Annotated in this window: 17 protein-coding genes; 10 read left to right on the top strand and 7 right to left on the bottom strand. The window is 68.0% G+C overall.

Going from position 1 to position 13,969, the window contains the following annotated elements:
- Positions 1 to 39: 39 nt before the first annotated feature.
- The 3 genes from ICG51_RS02555 to ICG51_RS02545 form a co-directional block, all read right to left on the bottom strand.
- Complete coding sequence (locus ICG51_RS02555; protein ID WP_190281503.1) at positions 40 to 918, bottom strand: transporter associated domain-containing protein; 879 nt, start codon at positions 916 to 918, stop codon at positions 40 to 42.
- A gap of 74 nt (positions 919 to 992) precedes the next feature.
- Positions 993 to 1,475, bottom strand: coding sequence for an rRNA maturation RNase YbeY (gene ybeY, locus ICG51_RS02550; protein ID WP_190281502.1), 483 nt, complete (start codon positions 1,473 to 1,475; stop codon positions 993 to 995).
- 19 nt (positions 1,476 to 1,494) lie between these two features.
- Complete coding sequence (locus ICG51_RS02545; RefSeq protein ID WP_190281501.1) at positions 1,495 to 2,484, bottom strand: PhoH family protein; 990 nt, start codon at positions 2,482 to 2,484, stop codon at positions 1,495 to 1,497.
- 112 nt (positions 2,485 to 2,596) lie between these two features.
- On the opposite strand from ICG51_RS02545, the gene ICG51_RS02540 reads away from it, so the two are divergent.
- Together ICG51_RS02540 and ICG51_RS02535 are read left to right on the top strand one after the other, a co-directional pair.
- Positions 2,597 to 4,258 carry an amidohydrolase gene (locus ICG51_RS02540; protein ID WP_190281500.1) on the top strand — a complete coding sequence of 554 codons (1,662 nt, stop codon included), beginning with the start codon at positions 2,597 to 2,599 and terminating at the stop codon, positions 4,256 to 4,258.
- A complete protein-coding gene (locus tag ICG51_RS02535; protein WP_190281499.1) occupies positions 4,255 to 4,581 on the top strand; it encodes a hypothetical protein in 327 nt (108 codons plus the stop codon). The genes ICG51_RS02540 and ICG51_RS02535 overlap by 4 nt, the downstream gene beginning before the upstream one ends.
- Positions 4,582 to 4,649: 68 nt before the next feature.
- Here the strand turns inward: ICG51_RS02535 and miaB are convergent, their stop codons facing one another.
- On the bottom strand, positions 4,650 to 6,050 hold the full coding sequence (gene miaB / locus ICG51_RS02530) for a tRNA (N6-isopentenyl adenosine(37)-C2)-methylthiotransferase MiaB (RefSeq protein WP_190281498.1): 1,401 nt from the start codon (positions 6,048 to 6,050) through the stop codon (positions 4,650 to 4,652).
- A 139-nt stretch (positions 6,051 to 6,189) separates the two neighbouring features.
- On the opposite strand from miaB, the gene ICG51_RS02525 reads away from it, so the two are divergent.
- The 6 genes from ICG51_RS02525 to ICG51_RS02500 all read left to right on the top strand — a co-directional run bounded on the left by ICG51_RS02525 (position 6,190) and on the right by ICG51_RS02500 (position 11,020).
- On the top strand, positions 6,190 to 7,086 hold the full coding sequence (locus tag ICG51_RS02525) for a lytic transglycosylase domain-containing protein (protein WP_190281497.1): 897 nt from the start codon (positions 6,190 to 6,192) through the stop codon (positions 7,084 to 7,086).
- Positions 7,087 to 7,181: 95 nt separating this feature from the next.
- On the top strand, positions 7,182 to 7,781 hold the full coding sequence (gene petA, locus ICG51_RS02520; RefSeq protein ID WP_190281496.1) for a ubiquinol-cytochrome c reductase iron-sulfur subunit: 600 nt from the start codon (positions 7,182 to 7,184) through the stop codon (positions 7,779 to 7,781).
- A gap of 3 nt (positions 7,782 to 7,784) precedes the next feature.
- On the top strand, positions 7,785 to 9,068 hold the full coding sequence (locus ICG51_RS02515) for a cytochrome bc complex cytochrome b subunit (RefSeq protein WP_190281495.1): 1,284 nt from the start codon (positions 7,785 to 7,787) through the stop codon (positions 9,066 to 9,068).
- On the top strand, positions 9,061 to 9,804 hold the full coding sequence (locus tag ICG51_RS02510; protein WP_190281494.1) for a cytochrome c1: 744 nt from the start codon (positions 9,061 to 9,063) through the stop codon (positions 9,802 to 9,804). The genes ICG51_RS02515 and ICG51_RS02510 overlap by 8 nt, the downstream gene beginning before the upstream one ends.
- 119 nt (positions 9,805 to 9,923) lie before the next feature.
- Positions 9,924 to 10,559 (top strand): glutathione S-transferase N-terminal domain-containing protein, encoded by a 636-nt coding sequence (locus ICG51_RS02505; protein ID WP_190282322.1) that lies wholly within the window; start codon positions 9,924 to 9,926, stop codon positions 10,557 to 10,559.
- Positions 10,560 to 10,582: 23 nt separating this feature from the next.
- Positions 10,583 to 11,020 carry a ClpXP protease specificity-enhancing factor gene (locus tag ICG51_RS02500; RefSeq protein WP_190282321.1) on the top strand — a complete coding sequence of 146 codons (438 nt, stop codon included), beginning with the start codon at positions 10,583 to 10,585 and terminating at the stop codon, positions 11,018 to 11,020.
- Between the two features lie 60 nt (positions 11,021 to 11,080).
- On the opposite strand, the gene ICG51_RS02495 is transcribed toward ICG51_RS02500, so the two are convergent.
- Complete coding sequence (locus ICG51_RS02495; RefSeq protein WP_190281493.1) at positions 11,081 to 11,416, bottom strand: DUF3301 domain-containing protein; 336 nt, start codon at positions 11,414 to 11,416, stop codon at positions 11,081 to 11,083.
- Here ICG51_RS02495 and ICG51_RS02490 point away from each other — a divergent pair.
- Complete coding sequence (locus tag ICG51_RS02490; RefSeq protein ID WP_223809501.1) at positions 11,367 to 12,242, top strand: FHA domain-containing protein; 876 nt, start codon at positions 11,367 to 11,369, stop codon at positions 12,240 to 12,242. The two genes, ICG51_RS02495 and ICG51_RS02490, sit on opposite strands and share 50 nt — an antisense overlap.
- A 1-nt stretch (position 12,243) precedes the next feature.
- Here the strand turns inward: ICG51_RS02490 and nadC are convergent, their stop codons facing one another.
- Together nadC and ICG51_RS02480 are read right to left on the bottom strand one after the other, a co-directional pair.
- Positions 12,244 to 13,122 (bottom strand): carboxylating nicotinate-nucleotide diphosphorylase, encoded by an 879-nt coding sequence (gene nadC, locus ICG51_RS02485; protein ID WP_190281491.1) that lies wholly within the window; start codon positions 13,120 to 13,122, stop codon positions 12,244 to 12,246.
- Complete coding sequence (locus ICG51_RS02480; protein WP_190281490.1) at positions 13,119 to 13,388, bottom strand: Trm112 family protein; 270 nt, start codon at positions 13,386 to 13,388, stop codon at positions 13,119 to 13,121. Before ICG51_RS02480 ends, nadC begins: the two co-directional genes overlap by 4 nt.
- A 60-nt stretch (positions 13,389 to 13,448) precedes the next feature.
- On the opposite strand from ICG51_RS02480, the gene purE reads away from it, so the two are divergent.
- Positions 13,449 to 13,955: a 5-(carboxyamino)imidazole ribonucleotide mutase gene (purE, locus tag ICG51_RS02475; RefSeq protein ID WP_190281489.1), complete on the top strand. Its 507-nt coding sequence runs from the start codon at positions 13,449 to 13,451 to the stop codon at positions 13,953 to 13,955.
- Positions 13,956 to 13,969: the final 14 nt, after the last annotated feature.

Below are 13,969 nucleotides of genomic sequence, written 5' to 3'. Positions count from 1 at the left end.
CTCCGCTCCGCCATTCCCGCCGGGTTGGAAGCGCCGGCCTCAGGCTTCCGCATGCACGCCCACATGCAGCGCGATCAGGCGGCGCGCATCGGCGCGGGCGACGCGGAAGGTGAAGCGGCCCAGGGTCAGCTCCTCGCCTGCCTCCGGCAGGTGGCCGATGGCCGCGGTGAGCAGGCCGCCGATGGTGTCGTACTCGTCGTCGGCGAAATCCGCGCTGAAACGCTCGTTGAAGTCGGAGATCGGGGTCAGTGCATCAACCACGAACTGGCCGTCGGCCTGCGCCGCGATCAGCACGCCCTCGTCGGCGGCATCGTCGTGCTCGTCGTCGATGTCGCCGACGATCTCTTCCAGCACGTCTTCGATGGTCACCAGCCCGGCCACGCCGCCGTATTCGTCGATCACGATGGCCATGTGGTTGCGCGACTGGCGGAATTCGCGCAGCAGCACGTTGAGGTTCTTCGATTCCGGGATCAGCACCGCGGGGCGCAGCAGCTCGTGGATGGTCGCCGGGCCGTTGTCGGCGACCACCCCGCGCAGCAGGTCCTTGGCCAGCAGAATGCCCAGGATCTCGTCCTTGTCCTCGCCGTGCACTGGGAAGCGCGAGTGGCCGGATTCCACCACCTGCTTCATCAGGTCGAGGAACTTGCCGTCCGCGGGCAGCGCGACCATCTGCGAGCGCGACACCATCACGTCGCCCACGGTCATGTCGGCGATGTTCACCGCGCCTTCCATCATCCGCAGGGTGTCGGGACCGATCAGGCCGTCGGCCTGTACGTCCCGCAGCAGCTCGACCAGGTCCTCGCGGCTGGTCGGTTCGCCGGAAAGGGCGGCACTGATGCGCTCCAGCCAGGATCGGTGGGGTTTCTCGGCGGGTCTTTCTTCAGAGTCGGCCGGGAGCCGACTGTCGTCCTCGGACATGGGGCGTGGGGGCCTCGTGGTTGCAACGGTGGGGAGTCTAGCGAATCCGCGTGGAGACGGCAGGAACGGCGGGGTCAGGCGTCGAGGTAGGGGTCGGGCAGGCCCAGCCCGGCCAGGATCTCGCGCTCCAGCTGTTCCATCGCCTCGGCCTCCTGCGCGTCCTCGTGGTCCCACCCCAGCAGGTGCAGGCAGCCGTGCACGGTCAGGTGGGCGTAATGCGCGCCCAGCGGCTTGCGCTGTTCCTGCGCCTCGCGGGCCACCACCGGCGCGCACAGCACCAGGTCGCCCAGCAGCGGCAGCTTCACGCCTTTCGGCAGGCCCTCCGGCAGTTCGGCCGGGAAGCTGAGCACATTGGTGGCGTAATCCTTGCCGCGATAGTGATGGTTGAGCGCACGCCCTTCCTTTTCGTCGACGATGCGGATGGCCAGGTCGGCTTCGCGGATGCGCCCATCCAGCGCGGCCGCGACCCATTTGCGGAAGCTCACCGCAGCAGGCACGCCAGCGCGCGGCGCGGCGTAGCCGACTGCGACATCGAGACGGATCGGACCTCTGGTCATGGTCGTTGGCTCCGGGCGCTCAGGAAGGGTTTTCCGGTGGCACCGTGCGCGCCTCGCGCGCCTCGTAGGCGTTGACGATGCGCGCCACCAGCGGGTGCCGCACCACGTCCCGGGCCTCGAAGAAGGTGAAGCTCACGCCTTCGACGCCGCGCAGCACTTCCACCGCGTCCTTCAAGCCGGATTTCTGGTGCTTGGGCAGATCGATCTGGGTCAGGTCGCCGGTGATGACCGCGGTGCTGCCGAAACCCAACCGGGTCAGGAACATCTTCATCTGTTCGATGCTGGTGTTCTGCGCCTCGTCCAGGATCACGAAAGCGTCGTTCAGGGTGCGCCCGCGCATGTAGGCCAGCGGCGCGATCTCGATGACGTTGCGCTCCAGCAGCCGCGCCACCTTTTCCACCCCCAGCATTTCGTAGAGGGCGTCGTACAGCGGGCGCAGGTACGGGTCCACCTTCTGGGTCAGGTCGCCTGGCAGGAAGCCCAGCTTCTCGCCGGCTTCCACCGCCGGCCGCACCAGGATCAGGCGCTGCACGCGCGACTGGTTCAGCGCATCCACCGCCATCGCCACGGCAAGGAAGGTCTTGCCGGTGCCGGCCGGGCCGATGCCGAAGTTGATGTCGTGGCTGGCGATTTCTTGCAGGTATCTGCGCTGGTTGGCCCCGCGCCCGCGCAGGGTGCCGCGCTTGACCCGCACCGCGATGTCTTCCGGTGTCTGGCTTGCGGGCGCCGCGGGTGCGGGTTCGTCACCCGCGAACGCGCCCAGCCGCAGATGCACGGCGTGTTCGTCCAGCGTTTCGTCCGCGGCGTCCTCGTAGAGCTGGCGCAGGAAGGATTCCGCGCGTGCGGCCGCATCGGCATCCTCCGCCTCGATGCGGAACACGCCGCCGCGGTTGGCGATCGCAACGCCCAGGCGCAGCTCGATCAGGCGCAGGTGGGCATCGAACGGCCCGCTCAGGTTGGCCAGACGTTCGATGTCGTCAGGCTCGAGGCTGAATTCGCGATGTGGCATAGACCCGGCAGAGTACCGCGGTGGCGGTCCGCCCGCCACGTTGCGCCCCCGGCGCTTGCCTCACGCAGGCGGGTTGCCGCATTGTGCCCGGATCGTTTTCCCGGGGATCAACATGCGCAAACTCACCTGTGCCCTGCTGCTGGCGCTTGCCGCGGCGCCACTGTCGGCCGCCGACGTCACCGTGCTGACCGCCTACCGCATCCACACCATGGACGCCGCGCAGCCGCAGGTGCAGGCGATGGCCTTCGATGGGTCGGGCAAGGTGCTGGAGGTTGGCGAGGCGAAGGCGCTGCTGGTCCGCCACCCGGGCGCAAGGCGGCTCGACGTGGGCAGCGCCACCGTGGTGCCCGGCCTGATCGACGCACATGGCCACATGTCCGGGCTGGGCTGGGCGATGCTGACCGCCGACCTGGTGGACACCGCCAGCAAGGCCGAGATCGTGGAGCGGCTGCGGGCCAAGGAAAAGGAACTGAAGCCCGGCGAATGGCTGATCGGCCGCGGCTGGGACCAGAACGACTGGCCGGAGAAAGCATTCCCGACCGCTGCCGACCTGGATGCGGCGTTCCCGGACCGCCCGGTCTGGCTGTCGCGCATCGACGGCCATGCCGGCTGGGCCAACAGCGCCGCCATGCGCGCGGTCAAGCGCGACCTCTCCGGCAGCTGGCAACCGGACGGCGGCACCATCCATCGCGACAGCATGGGCCGGCCGACCGGCGTGTTCATCGACAACGCGATGGCACTGGTCGATGCGGCGCAACCGGCCGCCAGCGAAGCCACCGCGGAGAAGGCGCTGGCGCTGGGCATGCGGGCGGCGGTGCAACACGGCCTGACCGGCGTGCACGACGCCGGCGTTCCGCTGGCGGAATTGCGGCGCTACCAGCGCCTGGCGGATCGCGGGCAGGTGCCGCTGCGCATCTACGCGATGGCCGACGGCAACAGCGCGGCGCTGGAATCGCTGTGCGCCAACGGCCTGTACCGGCATCCGTCCGGCCGCCTGCAGATGCGCGCGGTCAAGCTCTACGCCGACGGCGCGTTGGGCAGCCGCGGCGCGGCGATGCTCTCGGACTACAGCGACGACCACGGCAATCGCGGCCTGCTGGTGATGTCGCCGGAGGAGCTGGCCGCCGCCACCGCCAAGGCGCACCACTGCGGCGTGCAGGTGGCTTCCCATGCCATCGGCGACCGCGGCAACCGGATCGTGCTGGACACCTATGCCCGCGAGCTGGGCAAGGACGCGGCCGGCGGCCATCGCTGGCGCATCGAGCACGCGCAGATCCTCTCGCACGAGGACCTGCCGCGGCTGGCGCAGCTGCACGTGATCGCCTCGATGCAGCCCACCCACGCCACCAGCGACATGCCGTGGGCGGAAGACCGGGTGGGGCCGCAGCGCATCGTCGGCGCCTACGCGTGGCGGCAGCTGCGCGATGCCGGCACCCATCTGGCGCTGGGCTCGGACTTCCCGGTGGAATCGGTGGACCCGCGGCTGGGCCTGTACGCGGCAGTGACGCGCGCTGACGGGAACGGCCTGCCGGCGGGTGGCTGGTATCCGGACGAGAAGCTGACCGCGTTCGAGGCGCTGCGCGGCTTCACCCTCGAGGCCGCCTATGCCGGTTTCGCCGAGGCGGAAGTCGGCAGCCTTGCCGCCGGCAAGCGCGCCGATTTCGTGGTGCTGGCCGAAGACCCGCTGGCAGTGCCGGGCGCGGCCCTGCGCACGCTGACGGTCAAGGCGACCTATGTGGACGGCGAGCCGGTGTTCGAGGCAGGGCGGAAGTGATCGACAGCGGTGGCCGTGTCGATGGCATCGCCGTGGGCGAAGCAGCCACACCGCGGTCGAAGGCGTGGGGCATCACCTTCGTGGTGTTCGGCCTGTTCCACGTTGCCGATTGGCTGTATGGCGGACTCGACGAACCGTTCCGGCTCATGACCGGGCTGGGGTTCCTGTTGCTGGCGCCGGAGGCGTTCCGCAATCCGGTCAGCCTGCGCACGCCATTGCGGCAGGCGTTCGCGCCGCGGCCACGGACGAGTGGGTCACATGACTGGTTGGCGGCGCTCGGCGTATTGCTGTTGCTTGCGGCGGTGGCGATGCGCTGGCTTTGATGCCGCGCAGGTCGCCGGGCCGGGGCGCTTTTCTCCCCGGCCGAATGGCGGCGTTTGGTCAGCGCGGGTCAGGCGGCCGCTTCGCCTGAAGTCACCACCCGGCCGCGCAACGAATTGGTCAGCGCTTCTGTGATGAGTACGTCCACGAACTGGCCGACCAGGCGCTTCGGCGCGGCGAAGTTCACCGAGCGCATGTTCTCGGTCTTGCCGGTCAGTTCGTTCGGGTCCTTGCGCGACGGGCCCTCCACCAGCACGGTCTGCACCGTCCCCACCATCGCCTGCGAAATGCTCGCTGCGTGCGCGCTGATGTGCTTCTGCAGGCGGTCCAGCCGGGCGTGCTTCTCCTCGCTGCTGGTGTTGTCTTCCAGGTCCGCCGCCGGGGTACCGGGGCGGCGCGAGTAGATGAAGGAGAAGCTCTGGTCGAAGCCCACGTCTTCGATCAGTTTCATGGTCTTCTCGAAGTCCGCTTCGGTTTCGCCGGGGAAGCCGACGATGAAGTCGGACGACACCGAGATATCCGGCCGCACCGCGCGCAGCTTGCGAATCTTCTGCTTGAACTCCAGCGCGGTGTAGCCGCGCTTCATCGCCGACAGGATGCGGTCGCTGCCGGCCTGCACGGGCAGGTGCAGGTAGTTGGCGAGCTTGGGCACGTCGCGGTAGGCCTCGATCAGCGAGTCGGAGAACTCCAGCGGGTGCGAGGTGGTGAAGCGGATGCGGCCGATGCCGTCTATTTCGGCAATGGCGCGGATCAGCAGGCCGAGGTCCGCCGTCTCTTCGCCATCGCCGAGCGGGCCACGGTAGGCATTGACGTTCTGGCCCAGCAGGTTGACCTCGCGCACGCCCTGCGCGGCCAGCTCGGCCACTTCGGTCAGCACCGACTCGAACGGGCGGCTGATTTCCTCGCCGCGGGTGTAGGGCACCACGCAGTACGAGCAGTACTTCGAGCAGCCTTCCATGATCGAGACGAAGGCGGTGGGGCCTTCCGCGCGCGGCTCGGGCAGGCGGTCGAACTTCTCGATCTCGGGGAAGCTGATGTCCACCTGCGGCAGGCCGGAGTCGCGGCGCTCGCGGAGCAGGTCCGGCAGCCGGTGCAGGGTCTGCGGGCCGAACACCAGGTCGACGTAGGGCGCACGATCAAGGATGGCAGCGCCTTCCTGCGACGCCACGCAACCGCCGACACCGATGATGACCGGGCGCTCGCCCTTCTTCAGGCTCTTCCAGCGGCCCAGCTGGCTGAACACCTTTTCCTGCGCTTTTTCGCGGATCGAGCAGGTATTGATCAGGATCACGTCGGCTTCTTCGGCGTTCGTGGTCAATTCCATGCCTTCTTCGGCATGCAGCACGTCGGCCATGCGGGCCGAGTCGTACTCGTTCATCTGGCAGCCGTGCGTCTGGATGTAGAGCTTCTTGGCGCCGGGACGGGCAGGGCGGAGTCCGGGGGGCGTAGGCAGCGGGTGCAGGTCGGTCATGGCGGGTGTCCGGGGCGCGGCGGTCAGTCCGGGCCGGTGATGGGAGGGCAATTCTACTGGCAGCTCACGCTGTCTGAACGAGAGCCATTTAAAATCATGGACTTGCCAACGCCCCCCGATGCGTGGAGACTTGCCGCCCATGAGGGGAAGGCTCGTTTCTCTGCTGCTGGGCGCGCTGCTCGCGCTGCCTCTGCCGGCGCTTGCCGGCGGGATCTACAAGTGCGCCGGCAGCGACGGCGTGGACAGCTATGTCAGCAAGCGTCTTCCCGGCGCCCAGTGCAAGCTGGTGGGCAGTTATCGTGCAGGGCGCGCGTCGAAGCCGCGCAAGGCGTCGAAGCCCGTTGCCACCGCAGCCGCGTTGCCGGTTGCTGTGGCAGCGAAGGCGCCCGCCACTGCCCCGGTCACCGCCGCCGCCGCGCCGCGCGTGGTGCGCGGGCAGGTCTACGCGTTCGTGGATGCGGACGGCGTGCGCAACTACACCAGCGTGCGGCCCGCAGGCCTGCCCGCCGCCTCGGTGCGCACCATCAATTACAGCTACATCGAGAAGTGCTACGCCTGCGGCGCCCTGCCGGGGTTGAATTTCCGCACGCTGCGGCTGAACACCGTTGCCTTCCAGGACGAGATCCGCGCCGCCGCCCTCGAGCATGGGGTGGACGAGTCGATCGTGCGCGCCATCATCCATGCCGAATCCGCCTTCAATCCGCGCGCGCTGTCGCGGGTGGGGGCGCAGGGGCTGATGCAGCTGATGCCGGCCACGGCCAGCCGTTTCGGGGTGTCCAACGCGTTCGATGCCGCGCAGAACATTCGCGGCGGCGTGCGCTACCTGGCCTGGCTGCTGAAGCGTTTCGATGGAAACCTGACCCTGGCTGCCGCCGGTTACAACGCCGGTGAGGGCGCGGTGGACAAATATGGCGGCGTGCCGCCCTACAACGAGACCCAGCGCTACGTGCAGCGGGTGGCCCTGCTGGCCGAGCGCTATCGCGGCGTTCTCAATCCGGTGGCCTCGCCACTGCGGGGCGGATTGTCGGCTCGTTAAGCGTTCCGTTACACTTCCCTGTCTTTTGCGTCCGGCCAGCGTTCGCGCCGACCAGTCGCAGCGTGTTTTCGTGCAATTTTCTTTCGGAGTGCGGGATGGCCAACGAAGAGGTCAACACCGGTCGACGCCGGTTCCTCACCGCGACGACCGCGGTGGTGGGAGCGGTGGGCGCCGGCTTTGCGGCGGTGCCGTTCATCAAGTCGTGGAGTCCCAGCGCGCGCGCGCGCTTCGCGGGTGCGCCCGTGTCCCAGGACATCGGCGCGCTTGAGGAGGGTCAGCAGCTGGTGATCAACTGGCGCGGTCAGCCGATTTTCATCGCGCGCCGCTCCAAGGCGATGCTGGACATCCTCCCGCAGATGGATGCGCTGGTGGCCGACCCGAAGTCGGACAACGCCGACCAGCAGCCGGAGTACGCCAAGAACACCTGGCGTTCGATCAAGCCGGAGATCCTGGTGCTTGTGGGCGTCTGCACCCACCTGGGCTGCGCGCCGGAGCTGCACGCCGAGGTCAAGCCGCAGCCGTTCGACCCAGACTGGAAGGGGGGCTACTTCTGCCCCTGCCACAAGTCGCGCTACGACCTCGCCGGGCGCGTATACAAGGCGCAGCCGGCGCCGGCCAACCTGCCGGTGCCGCCCTATCACTTCGAGAACGACAGCACCCTGGTCATCGGTGTTGATCCGAAGGGAGCCGCGTAAGCCATGACGAACAAGATCATGCAGACCGCCACCGACGCCGCCAACGGCGTGATGGACTGGGTCAATGAGCGGGCGCCCGGCATGATGCCGGCCTACCGCAAGCACATGTCGGAGTACTACGCTCCGAAGAACTTCAACATCTGGTACATCTTCGGCGTGCTGTCGATGGTGGTGCTGGTCAACCAGATCCTGACCGGCATCTTCCTGACGATGCATTTCAAGCCGAGCGCGGCGGAAGCCTTCAGCTCGGTTGAATACATCATGCGCGACGTGGAGTGGGGCTGGCTGATCCGCTACATGCACAGCACCGGCGCATCGCTGTTCTTCATCGTCATCTACCTGCACATGTTCCGCGGGCTGATGTACGGCAGCTATCGCAAGCCGCGCGAGCTGGTCTGGCTGCTGGGCATGGTGATCTACCTGGTGCTGATGGCCGAGGCCTTCATGGGCTATGTGCTGCCCTGGGGCCAGATGTCCTACTGGGGCGCCAAGGTGATCATCTCGCTGTTCGGCGCCATTCCGGTGATCGGTGGCGGCCTGACCGAATGGATCATGGGCGACTACAACCCGGGCGACGCGACGCTGAACCGCTTCTTCGCCCTGCACGTGATCGCGATGCCGCTGGTGCTGCTGCTGCTGGTGGTGCTGCACATCTTCGCCCTGCACGAAGTCGGCTCCAACAACCCCGACGGCGTCGAGATCAAGAAGGGCCCGAAGGGCAACCGCTGGTCCGAGAAGGCGCCCACCGACGGCATTCCCTTCCATCCGTACTACACGGTGAAGGACCTGTTCTACATCGGCTGCTTCCTGATCATTGCCGCGTTCGTGATCTTCTTCGCCCCGACCTTCGGCGGCTGGTTCCTCGAGCACGACAACTTCACCGAGGCCAACCCGCTGGTCACGCCGTCGCACATCAAGCCGGTGTGGTACTTCACTCCGTACTACGCGATGCTGCGCGTGGTGCCCTCGTTCTTCGGCATCAAGCTGTGGGGCGTGCTGGTGATGTTCGGCGCGATCGTGATGCTGTTCCTGCTGCCATGGCTGGACCGTTCGCCGGTCAAGTCCTACCGCTACCGCGGCTGGATCAGCTGGAGCATGCTGCTGATGTTCGCGGTCAGCTTCCTGTGGCTGGCCAAGATCGGCGCCGGTCCGGGTACCGACCCGGTTGAGGCCATCATCGGCCGCGTGTTGACCTTCCTCTACTTCGCTTTCTTCATCACCATGCCGGTCTGGTCCAAGCTGGACAAGACCAAGCCGGTGCCTGACCGGGTGACGATGCATGACTAAGAACTTCCTGACCCGCGCGGCGGTGTTCGCCGCCGGCCTCCTGCTCAGCTCCGTCGCGCTCGCCAATGTCGGCGGCAACCTGCAGCAGTCCGGCGTCGACCTGAACGACAAGGCCTCGCTGCAGCGTGGTGCCGCCCTGTACATGAACTACTGCGGCGGCTGCCATTCGCTGAAGTACATCCGCTACGCGCGCATCGCCGAGGATCTGGGCCTGTCCGAAGAGGACGTGATGGCCAACCTCAACTTCAGCGGCGGCAAGATCGGCGACCACGTCATCTCCGCGATGACCCCGGAAATGGGCGTGGCGGCGTTCGGCAAGGCACCGCCGGACCTGAGTCTGGTCGCCCGCGTGCGCACCAGCGACTGGGTCTATACCTACCTCAAGTCGTTCTACCTGGACGAGACACGTCCGGTGGGCTGGAACAACACCCTGTTCGTCAATGCTTCCATGCCGAACCCCCTGTGGGAGCTGCAGGGCGTGCAGCAGCCGGTGTACGGCAAGAAGGACGCGACGGGCGAAATGCCGGTCGAAGGCTTCACCATCAGCCAGCCGGGCAGCGAGAACGCGGAACAGTTCGACCGCACCGTGCGCGACATCACCGCGTTCCTCGAGTACGTGGGAGAGCCGGTCGCGCTGAAGCGCCAGAACGTCGGCGTGTGGGCGATTCTGTTCCTGGTGTTCTTCGCCTTCATCGCCTGGCTGCTGAAGCACGAATACTGGCGGGACGTTCACTGACGGGGCAGCTGCTGATGGCAGGGACGCCCGCCATGGGGAACGAAGCTTGACTGCCGCCCGCATCGTGCGGGCGGCGCAGGTGCGTCCGGCAACGGCCGGGCGCGGGAGTGGTCCTGATGATGGCTGTGAGTCCGCGCATGCGTAATGCCTTGACCCTGTTTTCCGCTGTCGACGATGTTCTCTGTCACCGCGTCCGGCTGGTGCTGGCGGCCAAGGGCGTCACCTACGACCTCATTCCCGTCGATCCGCAGAGTCCGCCAGAGGACCTGATCGATCTGAATCCGTACCACTCGGTGCCAACGCTGGTCGAACGCGACCTGGTCCTGTACGCGGCAAGCGTGGTCAGCGAGTACCTCGACGAGCGCTATCCGCATCCGCCGCTGATGCCGGTGGAGCCGCTGGCGCGCGCGCGCCTGCGCCTGGCGATGCTGCGCATCGAACACGACTGGGTACCGCAGGTGCAGGCCATCCAGCTGGGCAACAAGCAGCAGGCCGAAGCCGGCCGCAAGCGCCTGAAGGAGCTGCTTGCGCAGTCGGTGCCGCTGTTCAAGGCCTACAAGTTCTTCCTCAACGGCGAAATGAGCCTCGCCGACTGCGCGATGGCGCCGATCATCTGGCGACTGGAAGCCTTGGGCGTGCCGTTGCCGAAGGATGGCAAGGTGATCGAGGAGTACGGCAACCGCATCTTCCGCAACCCGGGTTTCGTGCGCAGCCTTACCGACCAGGAAAAGAACCTGCGCGAGTTGTCGCTCTGATGGGCGAGCCGGTCCTGCCGCCGATGTCCAGCCAGCGCCCGTACCTGCTGCGTGCGCTGTACGAGTGGATCGCCGACAACGGCATGACCCCGCACGTGCTGGTGGACGCGCGCATGCCCGGCGTCCGGGTACCTGCGCACGCGGTCAAGGATGGGCAAGTCGTGCTCAACATCGCCGAGCGGGCCGTTGCGCGGCTGGAGATGGACAACGATGCGCTGCGCTTCTCCGCTCGTTTCGGTGGCGTCAGCCAGTCCGTGGTGGTGCCGATGGCCGCTGTGATCGCCGTCTACGCGCGTGAAACGGGGCAGGGGATGGCCTTGCCGGCGGACCTGCAGGCGGGGGAGCCCGGCGAGGTCGATGCGGATGCCGGGGCGGTCCCCGCCGTTTCCGAAAACGGTGACGACACCCCGCCGCAGGCGGACCCGCCCAAGCGGGGTGCACACCTGCGCATCGTCAAGTAGCGGCGGCCTGCCCGTCGCTGCTACAGCCACATTTCCGGGTCCGGGAGCGAGCGGCCATTGCTAGTGATGGAAGCCGCGCACCACGGACTGGGCCGCACGTGTCGGGCCGCTGAAACCGACCAGCTTGCCGCCAAGCAGCACCACCCGGCCGACGTGGCGGTCCTGGCCATCCTCGGAATATTCGAAATGGAAGCTGCGTTCGAACCCCAGCCAGCCGTCGTCCCTGCGGCGCAGGCGCAGGCCACTGGCGTGCACCGACTGGTCCAGCCATTGCACGCCGGCGGCGGCGCAGGCATCGCGACCGATCTCGGCGGCGCGTTCGGCGGCAGCGCGGGCGGCGGTGAACATGAAGAACGCCGTGACGCCCACGATCATTAGAATCAGTAAAGTCGGCATGGCCGCTAATGTGGTGGCACCCGATCGCAAGCGCAAGCCGCTCGACATGGAAGACACAAGGTCCTGGACGATGATGAAACTGGTATTCCCCGACGGCGACCGCCCGCAGATGCTGCTTGAGCAACGCGCCTACCGGCTCGGCTCGGCGCCCGATGCCGACGTGGTCATCGGTGCCGAGGGGATCGAGCCGCTGCACTGCGAACTGCAGGTGGGTGCGCTGGGCGTGCAGATGCGCGTGCCCGCCGGCACCCGGGTGCTGGTCAACGAGCGTCCGGTCGAAGGCCTGATCGCGTTGCGGCCGGGGGATACGCTCGGCATGGCCGCCAGCCGCGTCCGCCTGGTGGATGCCGCCGAGGGCGCGGGTCCGAATGCCGGCGCGCGCGATGCCGACGCGGGCGACCGCAATGCCACGATGGTGCGGCCCGTCGTCCCGAAATTCGCCCTGCGCGGGCTGTCGGGCGATCACTTCGGCCGCAGTTTTCCGCTGCAGGCCAGCCTCACCATCGGCCGTGCGGAGGACGCCGGCCTGCGGATCCCGCTCGACAGCGTTTCGCGCCTGCATGCGCGGCTGACCCCGGCGGGTGACGAAGTGCTGCTCGAGGATCTTGGCTCGGCGAACGGGACTTGGCTCAACGGCAAGCGGGTCACCCGGGCGCAGGCCGTACATGGCGACGAGATCCGCTTCGACACCCAGCGCTTCCAGCTGCTGATGCCCGGCCAGCCGGTGCGCGCCAGGGACGAAGGTGCGCCCGCGCCGAGCCGTTGGCCATGGCTGGCGGCGTTGGTGCTGGTGCTGGCTGGCGCGGCCTACTGGCTGTCGCGCTGAATCAATCCGCGCGCGGCGGCGGGCCAAGCTTCAGCGAGAAGTCGATCGCGTGCACGTGCTTGGTCAGTGCGCCGATCGAAATGCAGTCGACGCCGTCCTCGGCGATGCCGCGTAGGCTGTCCAGGTCGACACCCCCGGAGACTTCCAGCGGGATGCGCCCGTGGTACGGCGCCCCCTTGGCGATACGTACAGCTTCGCGCCGCGCCTCCGCGTCGAAATCATCGATCAGCACCCGGGTGCAGCCGGTCGCCAGGGCCTCGCGCAGCTCGTCGAGCGTTTCCACTTCGACGATCAGCGGCAGCGCGGGGTGCAGGGCGCGCGCGCGCGCAATGGCCGCGGCCACCGAGCCGAACGCGCGCACGTGGTTCTCCTTCAGCATCACTGCGTCGAACAGGGCCAGACGGTGGTTCATGCCGCCGCCGGCGCGGACTGCGTATTTCTGCGCCACGCGCAAGCCGGGCAGGGTCTTGCGGGTGTCCAGGATCGCGGCGCCGGTGCCGCGCACCGCCTCCACGTACCGGGCGGTGATGGTGGCGGTGCCGCTGAGGGTCTGCAGGAAGTTCAGCGAGGCGCGCTCGGCGCTGACTAGCGCGCGGTTGCGGCCGGCCAGGGTGGCGATGACGGTGCCCTTGGCGATGCGGTCGCCTTCCTCGCAGCGCCAGTCGATGCGCACGTCGGGATCCAGCGCGCGGTGGCAGGCGTCGAACCACGGCCGTCCGGCCACCACGCAGTCTTCCTTGCACAGCAGATAGGCGCTATCGGGGCTGTCGTCCAGCAGCGCGGCAGTGGCATCGCCGGGGCCGATGTCCTCGGCGAGCGCTGCCGCCACGTTGACGGCGACCACACCCGCTGGCGGCGGAGCGCAGCGCGGTGTGCTCATGCGGCGGGGAAGTCCGGCACCTGCGCCGTGGCCAGCGCCTCTTCGGCCAACAGCACCGGAATGCCGTCGTCGATGCGGTAGGCCGTCTTGCGGTCGCGGGTCAGCAGGGCAGCGCGCAGCGGCTGTGCCTGCGGGCTGCCGTCGCCGCGCTTCACGCCGCCGCCGGCGATGGCGCGGTTGAGGGCATCCAGCCCGGCTGCGTCCAGCAGCGAGAGCGGCTGGCGGGTGGCGGGGCAGACCAGGATGTCGAGAAGCTTGCGATCCATCGGCAGAGGCAACGGGAAACGGGGGCCGTTAGAATACGTCTTTAGCGACCGGGGATTGTCATGTCCGCAGCCAACAACGCCGCACCGCTGGTCGGCCTCGTCATGGGATCGCGCTCCGACTGGGAGACGATGCAGCACGCTGCTTCGCGGCTGGAAGCGTTGGGCGTGCCGCACGAGGTGCGGGTGGTGTCCGCCCACCGCACCCCCGACGTGCTGTTCTCCTATGCCGAGACCGCGGCCACCCGTGGCCTGCGCGCGATCATCGCCGGCGCCGGCGGGGCCGCCCACCTGCCGGGCATGCTGGCCTCCAAGACCGCCGTGCCCGTGCTGGGCGTACCGGTGCAGAGCAAGGCGTTGAACGGCATGGATTCGCTGTTGTCGATCGTGCAGATGCCGGCCGGCATCCCGGTAGCCACCTTCGCTATCGGCAATGCCGGCGCGGCCAACGCGGCGCTGTTCGCGGCGGCGATGCTGGCCGGCGAACATCCGTCGATCGCCGAGGCGCTGGCCGCGTTCCGTGCAAAACAGACCGAGGACGTCGTGGCCCACGACGATCCGCGCCGATGAGCGAGCCGCGTGAT

The organism is Thermomonas sp. XSG (genome assembly GCF_014678725.1).
GTDB lineage: Bacteria > Pseudomonadota > Gammaproteobacteria > Xanthomonadales > Xanthomonadaceae > Thermomonas.
This window is presented reverse-complemented; position numbering and strand designations above follow the sequence as displayed.

What these genes read in the sequence shown, in the direction of transcription:
- ICG51_RS02555 (WP_190281503.1), bottom strand. Translation starts at nt 918, where the DNA reads ATGTCCGAGGACGACAGTCGGCTCCCGGCCGACTCTGAAGAAAGACCC.
- ybeY (WP_190281502.1), bottom strand. Translation starts at nt 1,475, where the DNA reads ATGACCAGAGGTCCGATCCGTCTCGATGTCGCAGTCGGCTACGCCGCG.
- ICG51_RS02545 (WP_190281501.1), bottom strand. Translation starts at nt 2,484, where the DNA reads ATGCCACATCGCGAATTCAGCCTCGAGCCTGACGACATCGAACGTCTG.
- ICG51_RS02540 (WP_190281500.1), top strand. Translation starts at nt 2,597, where the DNA reads ATGCGCAAACTCACCTGTGCCCTGCTGCTGGCGCTTGCCGCGGCGCCA.
- miaB (WP_190281498.1), bottom strand. Translation starts at nt 6,050, where the DNA reads ATGACCGACCTGCACCCGCTGCCTACGCCCCCCGGACTCCGCCCTGCC.
- ICG51_RS02525 (WP_190281497.1), top strand. Translation starts at nt 6,190, where the DNA reads ATGAGGGGAAGGCTCGTTTCTCTGCTGCTGGGCGCGCTGCTCGCGCTG.
- petA (WP_190281496.1), top strand. Translation starts at nt 7,182, where the DNA reads ATGGCCAACGAAGAGGTCAACACCGGTCGACGCCGGTTCCTCACCGCG.
- ICG51_RS02515 (WP_190281495.1), top strand. Translation starts at nt 7,785, where the DNA reads ATGACGAACAAGATCATGCAGACCGCCACCGACGCCGCCAACGGCGTG.
- ICG51_RS02510 (WP_190281494.1), top strand. Translation starts at nt 9,061, where the DNA reads ATGACTAAGAACTTCCTGACCCGCGCGGCGGTGTTCGCCGCCGGCCTC.
- ICG51_RS02505 (WP_190282322.1), top strand. Translation starts at nt 9,924, where the DNA reads ATGGCTGTGAGTCCGCGCATGCGTAATGCCTTGACCCTGTTTTCCGCT.
- ICG51_RS02500 (WP_190282321.1), top strand. Translation starts at nt 10,583, where the DNA reads ATGTCCAGCCAGCGCCCGTACCTGCTGCGTGCGCTGTACGAGTGGATC.
- ICG51_RS02490 (WP_223809501.1), top strand. Translation starts at nt 11,367, where the DNA reads ATGAAGAACGCCGTGACGCCCACGATCATTAGAATCAGTAAAGTCGGC.
- ICG51_RS02495 (WP_190281493.1), bottom strand. Translation starts at nt 11,416, where the DNA reads ATGCCGACTTTACTGATTCTAATGATCGTGGGCGTCACGGCGTTCTTC.
- nadC (WP_190281491.1), bottom strand. Translation starts at nt 13,122, where the DNA reads ATGAGCACACCGCGCTGCGCTCCGCCGCCAGCGGGTGTGGTCGCCGTC.
- ICG51_RS02480 (WP_190281490.1), bottom strand. Translation starts at nt 13,388, where the DNA reads ATGGATCGCAAGCTTCTCGACATCCTGGTCTGCCCCGCCACCCGCCAG.
- purE (WP_190281489.1), top strand. Translation starts at nt 13,449, where the DNA reads ATGTCCGCAGCCAACAACGCCGCACCGCTGGTCGGCCTCGTCATGGGA.